The organism is Scytonema sp. UIC 10036 (genome assembly GCF_009725235.1).
Map to the genome: position 1 here is coordinate 72,430 of NZ_WJFC01000010.1, position 17,712 is coordinate 90,141.

The window sequence follows — 17,712 nt, forward strand, 5'->3', positions numbered from 1 at the left end:
ATGGTTTAAATAATTGTTACTAAGCGTAGCTTTTACTGGTGCAAAATTAGTAAATAAGTGAGTCAAGCAAATGCCAAATGATACCCTCTACATCGGAACGATTCCTAAGAGGACAGAGACCAGCCCCTGCCAGCTCTCCTTTGCTCAAGCTAGGCTGTGGTTTCTCAGCCAGTTAGAACCTAACAGTCCTTTTTACAACGCACAAACTGCCCTGCGCTTGAAGGGCTCGCTCAACATAACTGCACTGGCACAGAGCTTTAATGAAATTGTGCGGCGACACGAAGTCTTACGAACAACCTTTGTAACCATCAATGGGCAAGCAGCCCAGGTAATTGCTCCCACTTTAAACCTGCCGTTGCCTGTAGTGAACTTACAGGATTTGTCTGAGCTAGAGCGCGAAGCCGAAGTCCTACGACTGGCTACTGAGGAAGAACAGCGTTCTTTCAATTTGGCTGAAGGTCCATTGTTGCAAACGACTTTGCTACAGTTAGGCCAAACAGAATACGTACTATTGTTCACAATACACCATATAGTTTCCGACGGCTGGTCGGTCGAGGTTCTCATCCGGGAGATAGTAACGCTGTACAAAGCCTTCTGTAGTGGAAAGCCCTCACCGTTGTCGGATCTCCCTATCCAGTATGCCGATTTTGCCATTTGGCAGCGTCAATGGCTACAGGGAGTTTTGGCAGCGCAGTTAGCGTATTGGCAGCAGCAACTGAGTGGCTCCCCTTCTGTGCTACAGTTGCCCACTGACTGTCCTCGTCCTGCAATTCAGAGCTTCCGTGGGGCGGCTCAATCTCTATCGCTACCCATTCACCTCACGCAGGCGCTCAAGGCACTGAGTCGTCAGGAGAGGGTGACTTTGTTCATGACCTTGCTGGCAGCATTTAAGACGTTGCTCTACCGTTACACTAATCAGGATGACATTCTTGTAGGCGCACCAATTGCCAACCGCAACCAGGCGGAGATTGAAGGGCTGATTGGCTTTTTTGTCAATACCCTAGTATTGCGTACTTACCTTGGTGACAATCCCAGTTTTCGGGAACTACTGGGTAGAGTTCGGAAAGTGGCTCTGGAAGCTTATGCTCATCAAGACCTGCCGTTTGAGTTGCTGGTAGAAGCATTGCAGCCAGAGCGAGACTTAAGCCGTAATCCGCTCTTTCAGGTGATGTTTAATATGCTCAACTTTGCGGAAGTACAAATTGAACTACCGGGGTTGACAGTAGAGCCTCTCTCCTCATCTGAAGAATTTGCGTCAAAATTTGATTTAAGTCTATATGCTTCACAAAAAAATGAAACAATTCAACTAAAACTGGTTTATAACAGTAGACTATTTGAACAAGCTCAAATAGTTGAAATGTTGGGGCATTTTTCTACGTTGCTAGAGAGCATCATTGCCAATCCAGAACAACCCATAGCTACACTACCGCTTTTAACTGAAGCAGAACGTTACCAACGGTCAACCCGATGCAACCTCATCCGTCTCACCCAACCCTTTGTCGAATTTAACTTTGAGGAAATTGAGCTATCGATTTGTGCTCGTTTTGAACAGCAGGTCAAGAAATACCCGAAAAACATTGCTGTCAAAACAAAGAAGTATGAGTGGACTTATGAAGAATTGAATTCAGCAGCAAATCAAGTAGCGCAAACCGTCTTCAGCATCACCGGAAATGGTAGTGAAAGGGTAGCATTGTTATTTGAACATGATGCGCCAGGAATAGCAGCTATTCTCGGAATCTTGAAGGCTGGTAAAACTTATGTGCCGTTAGATCCCTCTTATCCTCAGGAAAGATTAGCATATATACTAGCAGATTCACAGGCGAGTGTGATTCTTACCAACAACGTGAATCTGGCTTTAGCTCAAGCATTAAATCAAGATACTCTCTATCTCATTAATATTGACGAAGTCGTTGTCAATGCGTCCGGTGATACAAATTTGGCAATGGCGGATACAGTTGCCTATATTCTCTATACTTCTGGTTCTACAGGACAGCCAAAAGGTGTTTTCCAAAACCATCGGAACGTCCTACATCACATCAGAACTTATGTGAATAATCTCCATATCAGTTCACAAGATAAACTCACACTCTTTTCTTCCTATAGCTTTGATGCGGCGGTTATGGATATTTTTGGCGCTTTGTTAAGCGGAGCGACACTGTATCCAATCAATATCAAAGAAGAAGGAATGGTTAACTTATCTGAATGGTTAATCCAGCAAGGAATTACAATTTACCATTCCACTCCCAGTGTTTATCGATATTTTGTCAACACTCTGACCCTAAAAGATAAATTTCCCAAACTGCGTTTAGTTGTCCTTGGCGGAGAAGAGGTTTTTAAACAAGATATTGAACTGTACAAAAAATATTTTGACTCCGAGTGTATTTTGGTCAACGGACTCGGACCGACAGAATCAACTCTCAGCTTGCAGTATTTCTTAAATCAGCAGACAGAAATCACGCGGAATTTAGTTCCTGTTGGCTACCCAGTTAATGACACCGAAATTTTATTGCTCAATCAAGCAGGGGAACAAGTTGCAGTTTATGGGATTGGGGAAATAGCGATCGCTTGCCCTTATTTGGCACTGGGCTATTGGCGAAAGCCAGAAATGACACAGGCGGTATTCCTCAACGATTCGCAACGGTCGAATCGGCGGATATACTGCTCCGGAGATTTGGGCCGTTTACTGCCAGATGGTAGCATCGAATTTGTTGGCAGAAAAGATTTTCAGGTCAAGATTAGAGGCTATAGAATCGAACTGAGCGAAATCCAGACACAGCTTCTAGAAATTCCAGAGGTGAAGGAGGCGGTCGTTGTGGCACGAGGTGAGGTTGCGGGCGATAAGCGTTTAGTCGCTTACGTTGTACCAAATCAGGAGTCAATACCAACAATTAGCGAACTGCGCCACTTTCTCAAGCAAAAACTGCCCGAATACATGGTGCCTAGTGCCTTTGTGTTCTTAGACGCTTTGCCAGTAACACCCAATGGCAAGGTAGACCAGCGCTTATTGCCTGCACCCCAATTACGAACAGAACTAACACAAACCTTTGTAAGCCCTCAAACTCTCATCCAAGAGATGTTAGCTCTCATCTGGGCAGATGTCCTGAGAGTTGAACAACTGGGCATTTATGACAACTTTTTTGAATTGGGTGGACATTCCTTACTAGCAACCCAAATCATCTCACAAATACGAGCCACCTTTGCAGTCGAATTACCATTACGTAGCTTGTTTGAAGAACCGACTGTTGCCGGACTAGCTGAGTGCATTGAGACAGATCTCAAGCTCGAGCAAGCTATGTTAACTCCGCCGGTGTTAACCATTGCACGGCGGGATGGGGATCTGCCACTGTCCTTTGCCCAGCAGCGATTGTGGTTCCTTGAGCAATTAGAGCCTGGTAGTGCTGTTTACAACATCCCTGTTGCTGTGCAGCTGAGCGGGCAGATCGACCAAGCTGCCCTAGAACGCAGCCTCAATGCAATCATCAGCCGCCACGAAGCCCTACGCACTAACTTCATAACAGTAGAGGAACAACCGATTGCTGTCATCGCTGAAACCCGGAGCCTGATGTTGCCAGTCATGGACTTGCGAACTTTACCAGAAAGTGAAAAAGAATTCTCAGCCCAGCGATTAGCAACCCAAGAAGCAGTGCGTCCTTTCGATCTAGCTACCGATCTGTTAGTACGAGCAAAATTGCTACAGCTTGCAGAGGCAGAACACGTCTTACTGCTAACGATGCACCACATTGTATCCGATGGTTGGTCAATGGGCGTACTGGTGCGGGAGCTAGCAACACTCTACTCAACCTTCTGCACTGGTCATTCCTCAACGCTACCTGAACTGCCCATTCAGTACGCGGACTTTGCTGTTTGGCAGCGTCAATGGCTGCAGGGAGAGGTGCTAAAGTCTCAACTCGCTTACTGGAAGCAACAACTCGACGGCGCACCAACTTTCTTGGAACTGCCCGGTGACCGACCAAGACCTGCTGTTCAAACCTTCCGGGGGGCGCATCAATCTTTAGTACTTTCCAAAGAACTCAGCAAAGCGATCGCCAGCCTGAGTCAGCGTGAAGGAGTCACCTTGTTCATGACGCTGTTGGCGGTATTTGGAACGTTGCTTTATCGCTACACTGGGCAATCAGACATCCTAGTGGGCACGCCCATTGCTAACCGCAATCACTCCCAAATCGAAGGGTTAATAGGGTTTTTCGTGAATACCTTAGTGTTGCGTACTAATATGTCAGGCAATCCCAGTTTTCGGGAATTACTGAGTCGAGTCCGGGAAGTGGCTCTGGGCGCTTATGCTCATCAAGACTTGCCGTTTGAGTTGCTGGTAGAAGAATTGCAGCCAACGCGAGACTTAAGCCGTAACCCGCTCTTTCAAGTGATGTTTAATCTGCTTAACTTTGCAGAAGAACGAATCGAACTACCGGGGTTGACGGTAAAGAATCTCTCCGCGCCAGAAGAACTGGCATCAAAGTTTGACTTAACTCTGTATGCTGTAAAACAGAATGAAATAATTCATCTGAAACTCGTTTACAACACCGATCTCTTTGAACAAGCTCAAATAGTTGAGATGTTGGGGCATTTTTCTACGTTGCTAGAGAACATCATTGCCAATCCAGAACAGTCTATAACGACATTGCCACTCTTAACTGAAGCAGAACGTTATCAACGCTCTACCCGATGCAACCTCATCCGTCTCACCCAACCCTTTATCGAATTTAACTTTGAGGAAATTGAGCTATCGATTTGTGCTCGTTTTGAACAGCAGGTCAAGAAATACCCGAAAAACATTGCTGTCAAAACAAAGAAGTATGAGTGGACTTATGAGGAATTGAATGCAGCAGCAAATCAAGTAGCGCAAACCGTCTTGAGCATCACCGGAAGTGGTATTGAAAGGGTGGCATTGTTGTTTGAACATGATGCGCCTGCAATAGCTGCTATTCTCGGAATCTTGAAGGCTGGCAAAACTTATGTGCCGTTAGATCCCTCTTATCCTCAGGAAAGACTGGCGTATATGCTGGCAGATTCACAGGCGAGTATTATTCTTACCAACAACGTGAATCTAACTTTAGCTCAAGCATTAAATCAAGATACTTTCTATCTCATTAATATTGACGAAGTCGTTGTCAATGCGTCCGGTGATACAAATTTGGCAATGGCGGATACAGTTGCCTATATTCTCTATACTTCTGGTTCTACAGGACAGCCAAAAGGTGTTTTCCAAAACCATCGGAACGTCCTACATCACATCAGAACTTATGTGAATAATCTCCATATCAGTTCACAAGATAAACTCACACTCTTTTCTTCCTATAGCTTTGATGCGGCGGTTATGGATATTTTTGGCGCTTTGTTAAGCGGAGCGACACTGTATCCAATCAATATCAAAGAAGAAGGAATGGTTAACTTATCTGAATGGTTAATCCAGCAAGGAATTACAATTTACCATTCCACTCCCAGTGTTTATCGATATTTTGTCAACACTCTGACCCTAAAAGATAAATTTCCCAAACTGCGTTTAGTTGTCCTTGGCGGAGAAGAGGTTTTTAAACAAGATATTGAACTGTACAAAAAATATTTTGACTCCGAGTGTATTTTGGTCAACGGACTCGGACCGACAGAATCAACTCTCAGCTTGCAGTATTTCTTAAATCAGCAGACAGAAATCACGCGGAATTTAGTTCCTGTTGGCTACCCAGTTAATGACACCGAAATTTTATTGCTCAATCAAGCAGGGGAACAAGTTGCAGTTTATGGGATTGGGGAAATAGCGATCGCTTGCCCTTATTTGGCACTGGGCTATTGGCAAAAGCCAGAAATGACACAGGCGGTATTCCTCAACGATCCGCAACGGTCGAATCGGCGGATATACTGCTCCGGAGATTTGGGTCGTTTACTACCAGATGGTAGCATCGAATTTGTCGGCAGAAAAGATTTTCAGGTCAAGATTAGAGGCTATAGAATCGAACTGAGCGAAATCCAGACACGGCTTCTAGAAATTCCAGGGGTGAAGGAGGCGGTCGTTGTGGCACGAGGTGAGGTTGCGGGCGATAAGCGTTTAGTCGCTTACGTTGTACCAAATCAGGAGTCAATACCAACAATTAGCGAACTGCGCCACTTTCTCAAGCAAAAACTGCCCGAATACATGGTACCTAGTGCCTTTGTGTTCTTAGACGCTTTGCCAGTGACACCCAATGGCAAGGTAGACCAGCGCTTATTGCCTGCACCGGATATATCCCAGAGAAGTCTAGAAGTTAACTGTGTTCCACGCACCCCTACGGAAAAGAGTTTAGCTGCTATTTGGGCTAAAGGACTGGGACTGGAGCAAGTGGGCATTTATGACAATTTCTTTGAACTAGGGGGACATTCTTTACTGGCGATTCAAGTCATAGCTCAGTTGCGATCGACCTTTTGTGTTGAGTTGCCCCTGCGCTGTTTGTTTGAATTCCCAACTGTCGCCGAGCTAGCCGAGCACATTGAAAAAAACCAACAGGGAGATGAAGCATCTGTCGTTCCTTTACCAGTTATCGTACCCGCCCCAGAACAGCGCTACTACCCCTTCCCCCTGACTGACATCCAACAAGCTTACTGGGTAGGTCGTTCTGAAGCTTTCGAGCTAGGCAATGTTGCTACCCACAGCTACTTTGAGATAGAAAGCCATGATTTAAATCTGGAACGGCTCAACCTCGTCTGGCAGAAATTAATTGAGCGTCACGATATGTTGCGGGCGGTGGTGTTACCAGATGGTCAGCAGCAGATTCTCTCACTTGTGCCTCCTTATCAGATAGAAGTTCTTGACCTGCGCGGACAGGATGATGAAGCCGTCAATGCCAAACTTTCGTCGATTCGCCAACAGATGTCTCATCAGGTATTACCTACAGACAAGTGGCCCCTGTTTGAGATCCGAGCAACTCGTTTAGACGAGCAGCGCCTCCGATTGCATATTAGCTTTGATGCTCTGTTGGCTGATGCCTGGAGTAAGCGTTGTCTTGTCAAAGAATGGGTTCAACTTTACCAGAATCTCGATCTATCATTGCCGCCACTGGAACTGTCATTCCGGGACTATGTCCTGACAGAGCAACGGCTGCAAGCAACAGAGTTGTACCAGCGATCGCAGGACTACTGGTTCAGCCGTCTAGACACGCTACCACCTGCTCCAGAGTTGCCCCTAGTGAAGCATCCCGGTTCCCTGAAACAACCTCAGTTTCAACGTCGCAGTGGACATCTAGACCGAGAACTCTGGCAGCAATTGCAGCAACGAAGCACCAAAGCAAATCTGACCGCCTCTGGAATATTGCTCGCGGCTTTTGCTGAAATTTTAACCGTATGGAGCAAGAATCCCCAGTTTACCATTAATCTTACCCTGTTCAATCGTCTGCCGCTCCACCCCCAAGTGAATGACATCGTTGGGGACTTCACCTCCCTAACTCTTTTGGCTATAGACAACTCAGCATCTGAGGCATTTACTACCCGTGCTCGACGAATACAGCAGCAAATGTGGCAGGATTTAGACCACCGCTATTTCAGTGGAGTACGCGTGCTACGAGAACTGGTTTGCAGACAAGGAGGTACTCAAAGAGCGCTTATGCCAGTCGTCTTTACCAGCACTTTGGGCTTGAGTACAGTTAGTGAGGCGGCGGGGGTGAATCGATTTGGCGATGTAGTCTACGGCATTAGCCAAACTCCCCAAGTTTGGCTGGATCATCAAGTCACCGAGCAAGACGGGGGACTAGTATTCAATTGGGATGCGGTAGAAGACCTCTTTCCTGAGGGTCTGCTCGACGATATGTTTGATGCCTACAACCGTTTCCTAAAGCAACTAGCCACGGAGGAATCGGTCTGGTTAGAGCCAACTAGGCAATTAGTGCCTCCCAATCAGCTAAACCAGCGCTCTGCTATCAATACCAAAGCCGCACCAATTTCTCAGCAGATGTTGCACACGCTGTTTGCAGCACAAATAGAAGTGCGAGCTAATGAGTGTGCTCTGATTTCACCGAATCGAACATTGACTTACCTAGAGTTATCCGCACTAGTGAATCAAGTAGGTCGCAGATTGCGGCAGTTGGGAGCAACTCCCAATCAGTTGGTAGCTGTTGTGATGGAGAAGGGTTGGGAACAAGTCGTTGCCGTACTGGGAGTATTGATGTCAGGCGCTGCGTATTTGCCTATTGACCCAGAACTGCCGACTCAGCGCCGATGGCATCTGTTAAAACAAGGGGAAGTCAAATTAGTTCTTACTTTAGTTAAATTAAAAGAAAACCTGGAATGGCCATCAAACATTCAGCTGTTATGTTTAAATAACAAGGAGTTAGTAACTGTAGACAACAGTCCCTTGGAGTCAGTGCAGAGTCCAGAGGATTTAGCCTACGTCATCTACACCTCCGGCTCCACAGGTCTGCCCAAGGGGGTAACGATCGATCATCGAGGTGCAGTTAATACCATCCTTGACATCAACCAGCGCTTTGACGTTGGCCCACAAGACCGGGTGTTGGCGCTGTCGGCTTTGAGCTTTGACCTGTCGGTTTACGACATTTTTGGTACTTTGGCGGCTGGAGGAACTATAGTTGTGCCGGAGATGGAAGGGACAAAAGACCCAGCTCGCTGGGCAGAGTTAATGGCACAACACCAAGTCACTCTTTGGAACTCAGTACCAGCTTTTATGCAGATGCTGGTCGAATATGTGGTATCGTCCCCGGAAAAAGTACCTCCATCGTTACGTTTGGCCCTGCTGAGTGGTGATTGGTTGCCGGTGAGTTTACCAGACCAAATGAAAGCACTGTGGCCAACCATTCAAGTGGTGAGCTTGGGAGGTGCCACCGAAGCTTCTATCTGGTCTATCCTCTACCCCATTGAGACTGTTGACCCTGCCTGGAAGAGCATTCCTTACGGCAAGCCTTTAAGGAACCAGCGCTTTTATGTGCTTAATGAGGCGCTAAATCCCTGCCCTGTATGGGTTCCTGGTGAACTCTACATTGGAGGAGTCGGACTAGCCAAGGGCTACTGGCAAAACCAGGACAAAACCCGCGTTAGCTTCCTGACTCATCCTAGAACGAAGGAGCGTTTGTACCGTACAGGGGATCTTGGTCGCTATCTTCCTGATGGCAATATCGAGTTTCTGGGTCGGGAGGACTTCCAAGTTAAGCTCCAGGGTCACCGCATTGAACTAGGGGAAATCGAGTCAGTTTTAGCACAGCACCCAGCAGTACGCTCAGCAGTGGTTGTTGCTGTAGGTAAGTCGGCAAACAACAGACGCTTGGTGGCTTACCTGGTTTGTGACCAAGATTTGGCATCCAACAAAGTTGCAGAGGGCGATGTCCCATTCCAGCAATTGGACGGAGTTCTAATTGACCGCTACCAGCGTTTGGAGTTCAAGCTTAAAAAACCTGGGCTGCGAGCAGATCTAAGCAACCAACCTTTCACCCAACTTATCAAACCCAAGCTTGATGAGAGCCTGCGAGAAACCTATACCCAGCGGCGCAGCCATCGGAGATTTGTACAAGAGCCAATTGGTTTTGAGCAGTTCAGTCAGTTTCTGAGCTGTCTAGTGCAACTCAAATTGGACAGTGCAGTGTTACCAAAGTACCGTTATGGCTCTGCTAGCGGACTATACCCGGTTCAGATCTACCTTTACATCAAGCCCGAGCGGGTAGAAGGGCTTGCTGGCGGGACATATTATTACCATCCGCAGCAGCACCGATTAATATTACTATCAGCCGGGGCTAAAATCAACGGCAATATCCATGGGTTGACCAATCGCACCACCTTTGATGAATCAGCATTTTCTCTTTTCCTCATCGCACAACTTAACGCCATTACTCCCATGTACGGTAACAAAGCAAGAGACTTTTGTCTGATTGAGGCTGGATTGATTAGCCAACTTCTTGAGACCTCGGCTCCTAATTATAAAATTGGGTTATGCCAGATTGGAGGCTTTGATTTCGAGCGGGTGCGCCATCTATTTGCCCTTGATGAGAGCCACGAGTATCTTTACAGCCTCCTTGGTGGTCGAGCACAGGAGACAAAAAATAAGATGTTCCTTGAAAATCCATCCCCAGTCTTGTCCTCTGAGAAGTTGCAATACAGCCAATCCCAAGGAAGCAGCAATCTTAGCGCAGAACTCAAAATTTATCTGAAAGAAAAGCTGCCCGAATACATGGTACCTTCGGCATTTGTGCTGCTAGATGCTTTACCGTTGACTCATAACGGCAAGGTAGACCGCAAAGCCCTGCCTGAGCCGGAGGAAATTGTAGTCCAATCGGAGGTAGTGTATGTAGAACCGCAAAACGAGGTCGAGCGGATTATCGCTGCTGTCTGGCAAGAGGTGTTGCAGATTGACAAGGTGGGTGTTCACGACAACTTCTTTGACTTAGGCGGAAATTCGGTACACATAGTTAGAATTCACAGGAAGTTACAGGAAATTTTTCACAACAAGATTGCCGTTGTGAAGTTGTTTGAATACCCCACTATCAGATCTCTGGTCTCAGTATTGTCTAGTGGTTTGCCACATTAATTTTGAGGGGTGAAACGATTTTTCCTCTCTCGTTCCTAGCCAGAGGCTAGGAATGCAGACTGCAAGGCGGAGCCTGGGAACGAGGTGGTACAAAGGTGAAAAAATAAAGGTTGACAAAAAAGATGTAGTATGAATAACTCTATTGTTGAGACAACTTTTGAGAAATGTTTTGAAGCAGGAGCACCTGGGTCGTATGCAGGAAAAAGTGGTCACCAGGAAACATTTGTAATGAGAAGGAAGCGATCGTCTGGTCACGCCATGCCTCAAGGCGATCGCGGGTTATCTTATCCTGTAAGCCACCGAAGACCGAGATGGGAAAGTCAAAGGGAGGCTCATTTGAGTAAACATAGCTTCCGTAGACTGCCAAATCTGCCCGCAGGATCGGGAGCATCAACTGCATCAGTTCGGTATACTCCATTACCTCCTTAGGTATGCCGTTAAGTCTGCACAGTTCTTCTATAAACTCTAATTCTGGCAGATTATGGATGAGAGAGGAAGGCTTATGGGTTTGAGGAGCGCCACTACCAGAAACGAATAGGTGAACTGGGCTTACATCATACTGTTTGCGTAGTTGACGGGCAACTTCAAAGCATACTAATGCACCCATGCTGTGACCAAAGAAGGCGAATTGTCTATCAAGGTGTGGAAGTAGAACTTGAGTAATTGCTTGGACGAGGGGAGTAAACTGGGTAAAAGGAGCCTCCTTAATCCGACTTTCTCTTCCAGGAAACTGAAGGGAACAGACCTCAACAGTCATTGGAAGGCTTTCTGACCAATCATAGAAAATTGAGGCTCCACGACCAGCATAGGGAAAGCAGAATAGACGCAAGCTCGCTCTTTGATTCGGTTTGGGGTACACAACCCAGGAGTCAGTAGTCCTAAACATATAAAGTTACATTGTAGTAGTGAATAAATTGACAGGCGTCATGGCTTAAACAACAACCTGATTCTACAACTCAAAGATAACAGCACAGGAAGTATGCGTATAAAAATTGTGGCATTGGATTCAATTGGCGGCACCCGAGCTTACGTCGCCCTTGGGCTAGGATTGCAACAGGCTGGTCATTCAGTACAAATAGCTACCTTTCCTTTCTTACAAGAGTTGGTTAGCAGCTGGGGATTGGACTTTGCACCTGTAGAGTGTAATAACTTGAAAAAGAGAAGTCCAACACCTTTCGGCAACAACCCCTTTCGTTTGATCCGCAATATTGGCAATTTGCTGCGACCACTCAACGAGAGTCTGCTACCTGTACTCTGGCAACTTTGTCAAGATGCAGACGCAATTGTTTTTAACCAAAATACGTTTGTATGCTATAACATTGCTGAAAAATTAGGCATACCTTGCTACGCCGCCTGTGCCCAACCCCACCACCAAACCCATGTTTTTCCTTATTTTCATTTTCCTCACATACACCCACCAACTGTTCCGCGTAAGATAGGCATCTACAACTGGCTGACCTACTCCTTGTTCGATCAACTCCTCTGGCAATCTGTTCGGCAACCGATTAACCAGTGGCGACAGGAAACTTTAAACTTGCCTCCTCTTCCCTCTTTGTCAGGTGTGTTGGGGCGAATGCAGCAACAAAAAATACCATGTCTTTACAGCTGTAGTCCTTCTTTTCTCCCTAAACCTTATGACTGGCCTGGCTGGGTGTACGTCACTGGCTACTGGTTTCTTAGACGTCCGTCGAACTGGCAGCCGCCCAGCGACTTGATACAATTTCTGGCTGCTGGACCACCGCCAATTTACATTGAAACCTGGCATGAGAAAATCGGAGTAGAGACAGTTCGGAAAGTCCTATCACAGACAAAGCAACGAGCTATTGTGCGAACCGTAAGAGGTGGTCTTCGGGATGCCCATTTTCCAGAGGATGAGGTATTTACTATCAAATCCGTGCCCCACGATTGGCTTTTTCCGCAAATGGCAGCGGTAATGCATCAAGGTGGTCATGGTACAACGTTAAATGGTATACGTGCTGGCGTTCCTACAGTTACCATCCCCTACAACGGGGACCAGTTTCTCTGGGCGCGTAGAGTAGCCCAGTTAGGTTTAGGTCCATCGCCGATTGTGCAAGAACAGCCTTCAGTAGAGAAAATGGTTGCTGCTATTAGAACTGCCATCAACGACACAACAATGAAAGAGCGTGCTGCGGCAATAGGCAAACGCATTCAAGCAGAGGACGGAGTAGCAAAGGCAGTCGAAGCCTTTCACAGACATTTACCATCCAGCTGGCAACAACACAATGTCTAAACTAATTCTGTCCACTAAGGTCTTATAGTAAATGCAAGTATTTATTCCGATCTGGTTTGGTCAACTTGTTTCGCAGATCGGCTCCGGTCTCACTAGATTCGCGCTAGGTGTCTGGGTATACCAAGTTACTGGGACAGTCACCCAATTCGCACTGATTTCTGTGTTCGGTATGCTGCCGGGCATTTTGATATCACCTTTGGCTGGTGCAGTTGTGGATCGCTGGGATCGACGCTGGGCTATGCTTCTTGGGGATGCAGGGGGAGGACTGAGTGCATTGACTATTGCGCTGTTGCTCATTGCCAATCGGCTTGAAGTCTGGCACATTTACCTTGCTGTAGCGCTAAGATCGATTTTCAGTGCTTTCCAGTGGCCAGCTTTTTCCGCGACCACTACGCTGCTTGTTCCCAAGCGACACCTTAGTCGCGCCAGCGGTATGGTGGAGATGGCAGAGGCGACTTCACGGCTGATCTCACCAATACTAGCAGGTGCGCTAGTTGTAACTATTCAGATTCAGGGCGTGATTCTGCTCGATTGCGTTACATTTCTTTTTGCCCTCATTACGCGGCTGCTCGTCCGATTCCCCAAACCGCAAATTACCTTAGAAAATAAAGTACAGAAGAACTCGCTGTTGCACGAAATCATTTATGGTTGGACATACATCACTGCTCGACCTGCACTATTCGGATTGTTAATGTTTTACGCAGTCCGCAATTTCTTCATAGGAGTTGTCAGCGTGCTAGTTACACCGCTGGTGCTGGCCTTCGCTTCGACTACTGTGCTCGGCAGCGTGCTGTCCATTGGTGGGGGCGGTATGCTGGTTGGCAGTCTGGCGATAAGCACCTGGGGTGGTCCAAATAACCGCATCTATGGTGTGTTCGGTTTCACGCTGTTAGGCGGGCTGTGCATACTACTTGCTGGGCTTATGCCCTCAGTTCCTGTCTTCTTTGCTGCTATCTTTATTTACTTCTTCGGCTTGGCAGTTATCAACGGCTGCGATCGGGCGATTTGGCAAAGTAAAGTTGCTCCTGCTGTGCAGGGACGAGTGTTTGCCGTGCGGCGTATGCTCTCCTGGGCATCTCTACCGCTCGCCTATCTTATTGCTGGACCGTTAGCCGATCGAGTCTTCGAGCCATTGCTTGCTGTCGGAGGACCACTGGCTGCAAGCATTGGACGGATTATCGGTGTAGGGCGAGGACATGGCATTGCCTTATTATTTGTTGTGATGGGAATGCTCACTATGCTAACAACAATTGCGGGCTATCTATACCCACCTCTACGGCTGCTAGAGGCGCAACTGCCGGATGCGTAAACGATACTATTTTGAAGTCACAATCAAACCGGAAACACTTACCTTCGGAGCTAGCGAATATAAATGCCATCTTCAAGCTGGAATGGCTGCTACAGCCGATCTTCTTTCCAAAGAAGAAACAGTACTGCAATATCTGTTGAGAAAAGCAAGGTTAATCACAGATTTGTGAGCAGTTAAACTATTGGTAAGTCTCGAAGGAAATAAAAGCGATCGCTTTTCCAATCACTGCCTTTTATTCGTCCTAAATACCCTGTTAATGGTGAGGAAAGTTCAAGCAAAATTTCGTGCATTTCTTCACGACTTATACTTTGAGGTGGGTTGGAGTAACCATAAGCTCCAAAGAGAGTTGCAACCTCAACATTGTTATCACCCGTGTTTTCTTGGTGTTTTTTGACAAGTTGTACGAGATGCGATCGCAATTTAATGGTTTTATATACTAGTTGAATATATTTTTCTACTTCATCATCAGCAGAACCGGGTTTGAGATATTCTTTAAGCTTAAATAAATCTACCGAACCACGGTAATTACTTTGCAACTTTACTAATTGTTCTAAAGTTTTTGGATTAATAATTGCCATACCTTGTATTGTTGCTGCATCTTTTAATTGAGTAGTAGGTTCTCCGGAACCGATGATTAATTTAGCTGATTGCTTAAATAGTTCTTGACTTTTTAAACGTAGGGTTCCCAAATTGAGTAATTGTACTGCAGTAGGATTGGGGATTTTTTTACCTGCTTTACATTCTCCAACAAGAGGATAGGGTTTTGAACAAAAGACATCTACACCTCCAGCACCGCCTTTATGAAAATAATCTACTGTAAATCCCAAGAATTCCAAGCTTTTACGGACTATGTTTTCAAAGTCTGTCCCTGCTTGATAGTTGCTTTTGCCTTCATCCTGCTCTATGCTGCGATCGCCTAGTGCTGCAATATTGTTTATCCAAGTTAAATCTGGGTTCTTTTGCAAAGTATTGTCTTCACTAGCCCAGCCTAATAATACTTTGACTTCTTTGTCTAACTGTTGAGTAGCTGGGTTAGTTATAGTAAGGGCGGCTAATGCAGCCTGCAATTCCTCTAATTCAGGATGTTGCGGTGGTTGAAGTTTCTCTAGTTGTTGTTTGCGAAGGGCAAAGATGCGATCGCTCAATACAGGATTGGCTTCAGATATAATGAGAGAATTAGGTAAAGGTGCAAATTGGCGACCTTGAAATTGCCCTAAAATTTCACGTGGTTCAAGTAACTGGTAAACGCGCAAATAAGCCAAAAAAATATGAGGTCGTTGTCCCAGCGCTTGCTGTAATGCTTCTTTTGTCCAAACCGTTAATTGTGACAAAGCCTCAAATGATTCAGGAAGATGCATTTTGCAACCTTCGCATTTAGCCCAAGCTTTAATCACAACTTTTTCAGACTCTAAATTAATAAAAACTTTTTGGGCAGTTGGTAAAAAACCTGCTCGGTAGTATTGCTCAGGAGATAATAAGTTAATCGAAACATTAACTGGATATAGAGCGAATTGCTGCCCCGGATTGATAAAATTCCGAGGCATTGCAGCAATCATTTGCCCTTCAATTAATGCTTCAACATCAAGAACAGGTAAACACAGAGCCGTTTGAAGCAAAATGGATTGACTCATGGTTAGTTCAACAACTCACTCAGATCCTCTAAGTTTTCTGCGTCCTCAGTACTAGAAGGGTTGAGGAAGTCGTTTAATAGTTCCTCTCCCTCAATAGTCTCTATATCTATTTGACCTGAAGGAGCACTTAAAATTTCTAGTAGTAAAGAATTTTCTCGAGTTATTGGTTGGGATAAGCTCAGGAGTTGCTCATCGTCAAGTTGATAATATTTACGCTTTTGATAAACAAAATAGATGTCAATGAGTTGTCTGATTTCCTCCTCTCTTAAATCTACCCATTCTCCTCCTAAATTTGATATAAAGTGTTCTAGCAACTTGTAAGATTCTCCTTTCGTTTTCAGTTTTTTAGACTTAGATCGAAGCAAGCAACCACGAGTTATGTCAAACTTTTGATATTCAGTTAATCGATTTAATCCTGATAGTAGAGATTTTGATGGTTGAAGTACGGCTATTCCGATTCTGACATCTTTATCTTGTTCTTTAGCAAGAATTTTGAAATTGATATAGCCATTATTAGGCGCTTTTGGATATACTTCAACAACATCTTCAATTTTTATTCCATTTAACTTTTCACCAGTGAAAGTCTCTCCCTCAAATTTTTCTCCTTTTAAGGTCTGAAAACTAAAGAGTAATACATTAGCGATTAATGAATTATCCTCTAGGAAATTTACACGTTCAACTGCCATTTCCCTTTGCAATGCAAGCTTAAATCGCTCATATGGGTCTTCTGGTAATCTCTCCTCAGAAACCTTAAAGTTCTCTGCACACCATTTCAAAGCTTCCCTTACGGTCAGTTTATTTTTACCATATTTTCTCAATTCCTCTTCTTCAAATGGGTAAAAAGGATTGGGAGGTGTTAAATTTTTGACATCGTAAAACTCTTTGAGCCACAAGGTGACTAATTCAACCATAGAATCGCCACTAAGAGATTTTAAATCTATGGGTTTGCGTTGAGTATATTTTGAAATTCTGTCTGGTATGCCAGCAGTCATCAAATCAACCTTATTAGTCCATGTATCAGGCATCATAACTGTAAGAATGACCACCCCTCGACCAAGTTCTGAGTGTTCGAGAGTATCATGTAGACGCTTAACTAAATCAGCAATTACTTGTGGAGTTGTAAACCCATCAGCATTACAGTTGTTTTCTACATCTATTTCGTCAAAACAAATAACGATAGGGTTATAATAACTCACTAAATTCAATATTTGCTGAACAGATTTTAGGGCTTCAGCTTCTCTATCTTGATTGGTTTTACTGGGATTTGGTAATCCCAAAGCGTCGGCATGAGAGTTTGCTAGCTCATTCCCAGATAGCCATTTGATGGCAAAAGATGCTTGAGTTTCTGAAAGCGTCCATAAAATTGCCCGGACAATATAAGGATCTGCATTGGGTTTTATTCTAAGTACCTCTTTGGTCAGCCTATCCATTAAATTTTTGTTCCTAGCTGACCAAGTAGCGCATACTTTGTCAAAACGTTCAAGCAGATGCTTGGCAGAAAGATTAGGAGCATCAGCATTAATAGCTTTGAAACCTTCATTTGCCATTGCTGCTGCCACTTGCTGCCACTGCATTACCCCTTGGCTACCAGTGTTGCTGAGACTATCTGCCAAAGTTTGTTGAAATTGGTATTTAACCAAATTTAAATCTGTATAATTATTTACGCCTGCATAAACGAATAAAGCACTTCCATTGGCTTTCAGTTGATGGCGAATGCGACTCAGAATATGAGTTTTACCCACTCCCTGTGCAGCAGTTATGGCTATTGATGTCACCTTGTCTTGACTAGATTGACTAGTACGCAACAATTCAATAGCTTGAAAAACTGCATCAGAAGCGTGAGCATTCAAAGTAGGTAAATCGGGGAACCCTTTTCCCCAGACATCCTGTTCTTTGACTATACCAACATTAAGAAATGGATTGTGACTTTGGATAGCGATGTTGATTGTTTCTATTGGCGAAATAGCAGAACTGTCCATATTGTTTCAGTCTGAGGTAAGGAACTACATAA

At 45.2% G+C, this 17,712-nt stretch carries 6 protein-coding genes and 1 pseudogene; 4 read left to right on the top strand and 3 right to left on the bottom strand.

The window, feature by feature from the left end; translation table 11 throughout:
- Positions 1-70: 70 nt before the first annotated feature.
- Positions 71-10,510 carry a non-ribosomal peptide synthetase gene (locus F7734_RS07020; protein ID WP_155744000.1) on the top strand — a complete coding sequence of 3,480 codons (10,440 nt, stop codon included), beginning with the start codon at positions 71-73 and terminating at the stop codon, positions 10,508-10,510.
- A gap of 139 nt (positions 10,511-10,649) precedes the next feature.
- Here F7734_RS07020 and F7734_RS07025 read toward each other — a convergent pair whose 3' ends face one another.
- Entirely contained in the window at positions 10,650-11,396 is a 747-nt protein-coding gene (locus tag F7734_RS07025; RefSeq protein ID WP_155744001.1) for a thioesterase domain-containing protein, read from the bottom strand.
- A 93-nt stretch (positions 11,397-11,489) separates the two neighbouring features.
- Here F7734_RS07025 and F7734_RS07030 point away from each other — a divergent pair, with 93 nt between their 5' ends.
- The 3 genes and pseudogenes from F7734_RS07030 to F7734_RS07040 form a co-directional block, all read left to right on the top strand.
- Complete coding sequence (locus F7734_RS07030) at positions 11,490-12,761, top strand: glycosyltransferase (protein ID WP_155744002.1); 1,272 nt, start codon at positions 11,490-11,492, stop codon at positions 12,759-12,761.
- 31 nt (positions 12,762-12,792) lie between these two features.
- A complete protein-coding gene (locus tag F7734_RS07035) occupies positions 12,793-14,070 on the top strand; it encodes an MFS transporter (protein ID WP_155744003.1) in 1,278 nt (425 codons plus the stop codon).
- A gap of 7 nt (positions 14,071-14,077) precedes the next feature.
- Positions 14,078-14,239, top strand: a pseudogene (locus F7734_RS07040) (hemolysin D); the annotation flags it as partial.
- Between the two features lie 4 nt (positions 14,240-14,243).
- Here F7734_RS07040 and F7734_RS07045 read toward each other — a convergent pair.
- Positions 14,244-15,701 carry a DUF1802 family protein gene (locus F7734_RS07045; protein WP_155744005.1) on the bottom strand — a complete coding sequence of 486 codons (1,458 nt, stop codon included), beginning with the start codon at positions 15,699-15,701 and terminating at the stop codon, positions 14,244-14,246.
- A 2-nt stretch (positions 15,702-15,703) separates the two neighbouring features.
- Entirely contained in the window at positions 15,704-17,680 is a 1,977-nt protein-coding gene (locus F7734_RS07050; protein ID WP_155744006.1) for a P-loop NTPase fold protein, read from the bottom strand.
- Positions 17,681-17,712: the final 32 nt, after the last annotated feature.

Excerpts from the sequence above, each read along its gene's own strand:
- F7734_RS07020 (WP_155744000.1), top strand. The coding sequence starts at position 71 with ATGCCAAATGATACCCTCTACATCGGAACGATTCCTAAGAGGACAGAG.
- F7734_RS07025 (WP_155744001.1), bottom strand. The coding sequence starts at position 11,396 with ATGTTTAGGACTACTGACTCCTGGGTTGTGTACCCCAAACCGAATCAA.
- F7734_RS07030 (WP_155744002.1), top strand. The coding sequence starts at position 11,490 with ATGCGTATAAAAATTGTGGCATTGGATTCAATTGGCGGCACCCGAGCT.
- F7734_RS07035 (WP_155744003.1), top strand. The coding sequence starts at position 12,793 with ATGCAAGTATTTATTCCGATCTGGTTTGGTCAACTTGTTTCGCAGATC.
- F7734_RS07045 (WP_155744005.1), bottom strand. The coding sequence starts at position 15,701 with ATGAGTCAATCCATTTTGCTTCAAACGGCTCTGTGTTTACCTGTTCTT.
- F7734_RS07050 (WP_155744006.1), bottom strand. The coding sequence starts at position 17,680 with ATGGACAGTTCTGCTATTTCGCCAATAGAAACAATCAACATCGCTATC.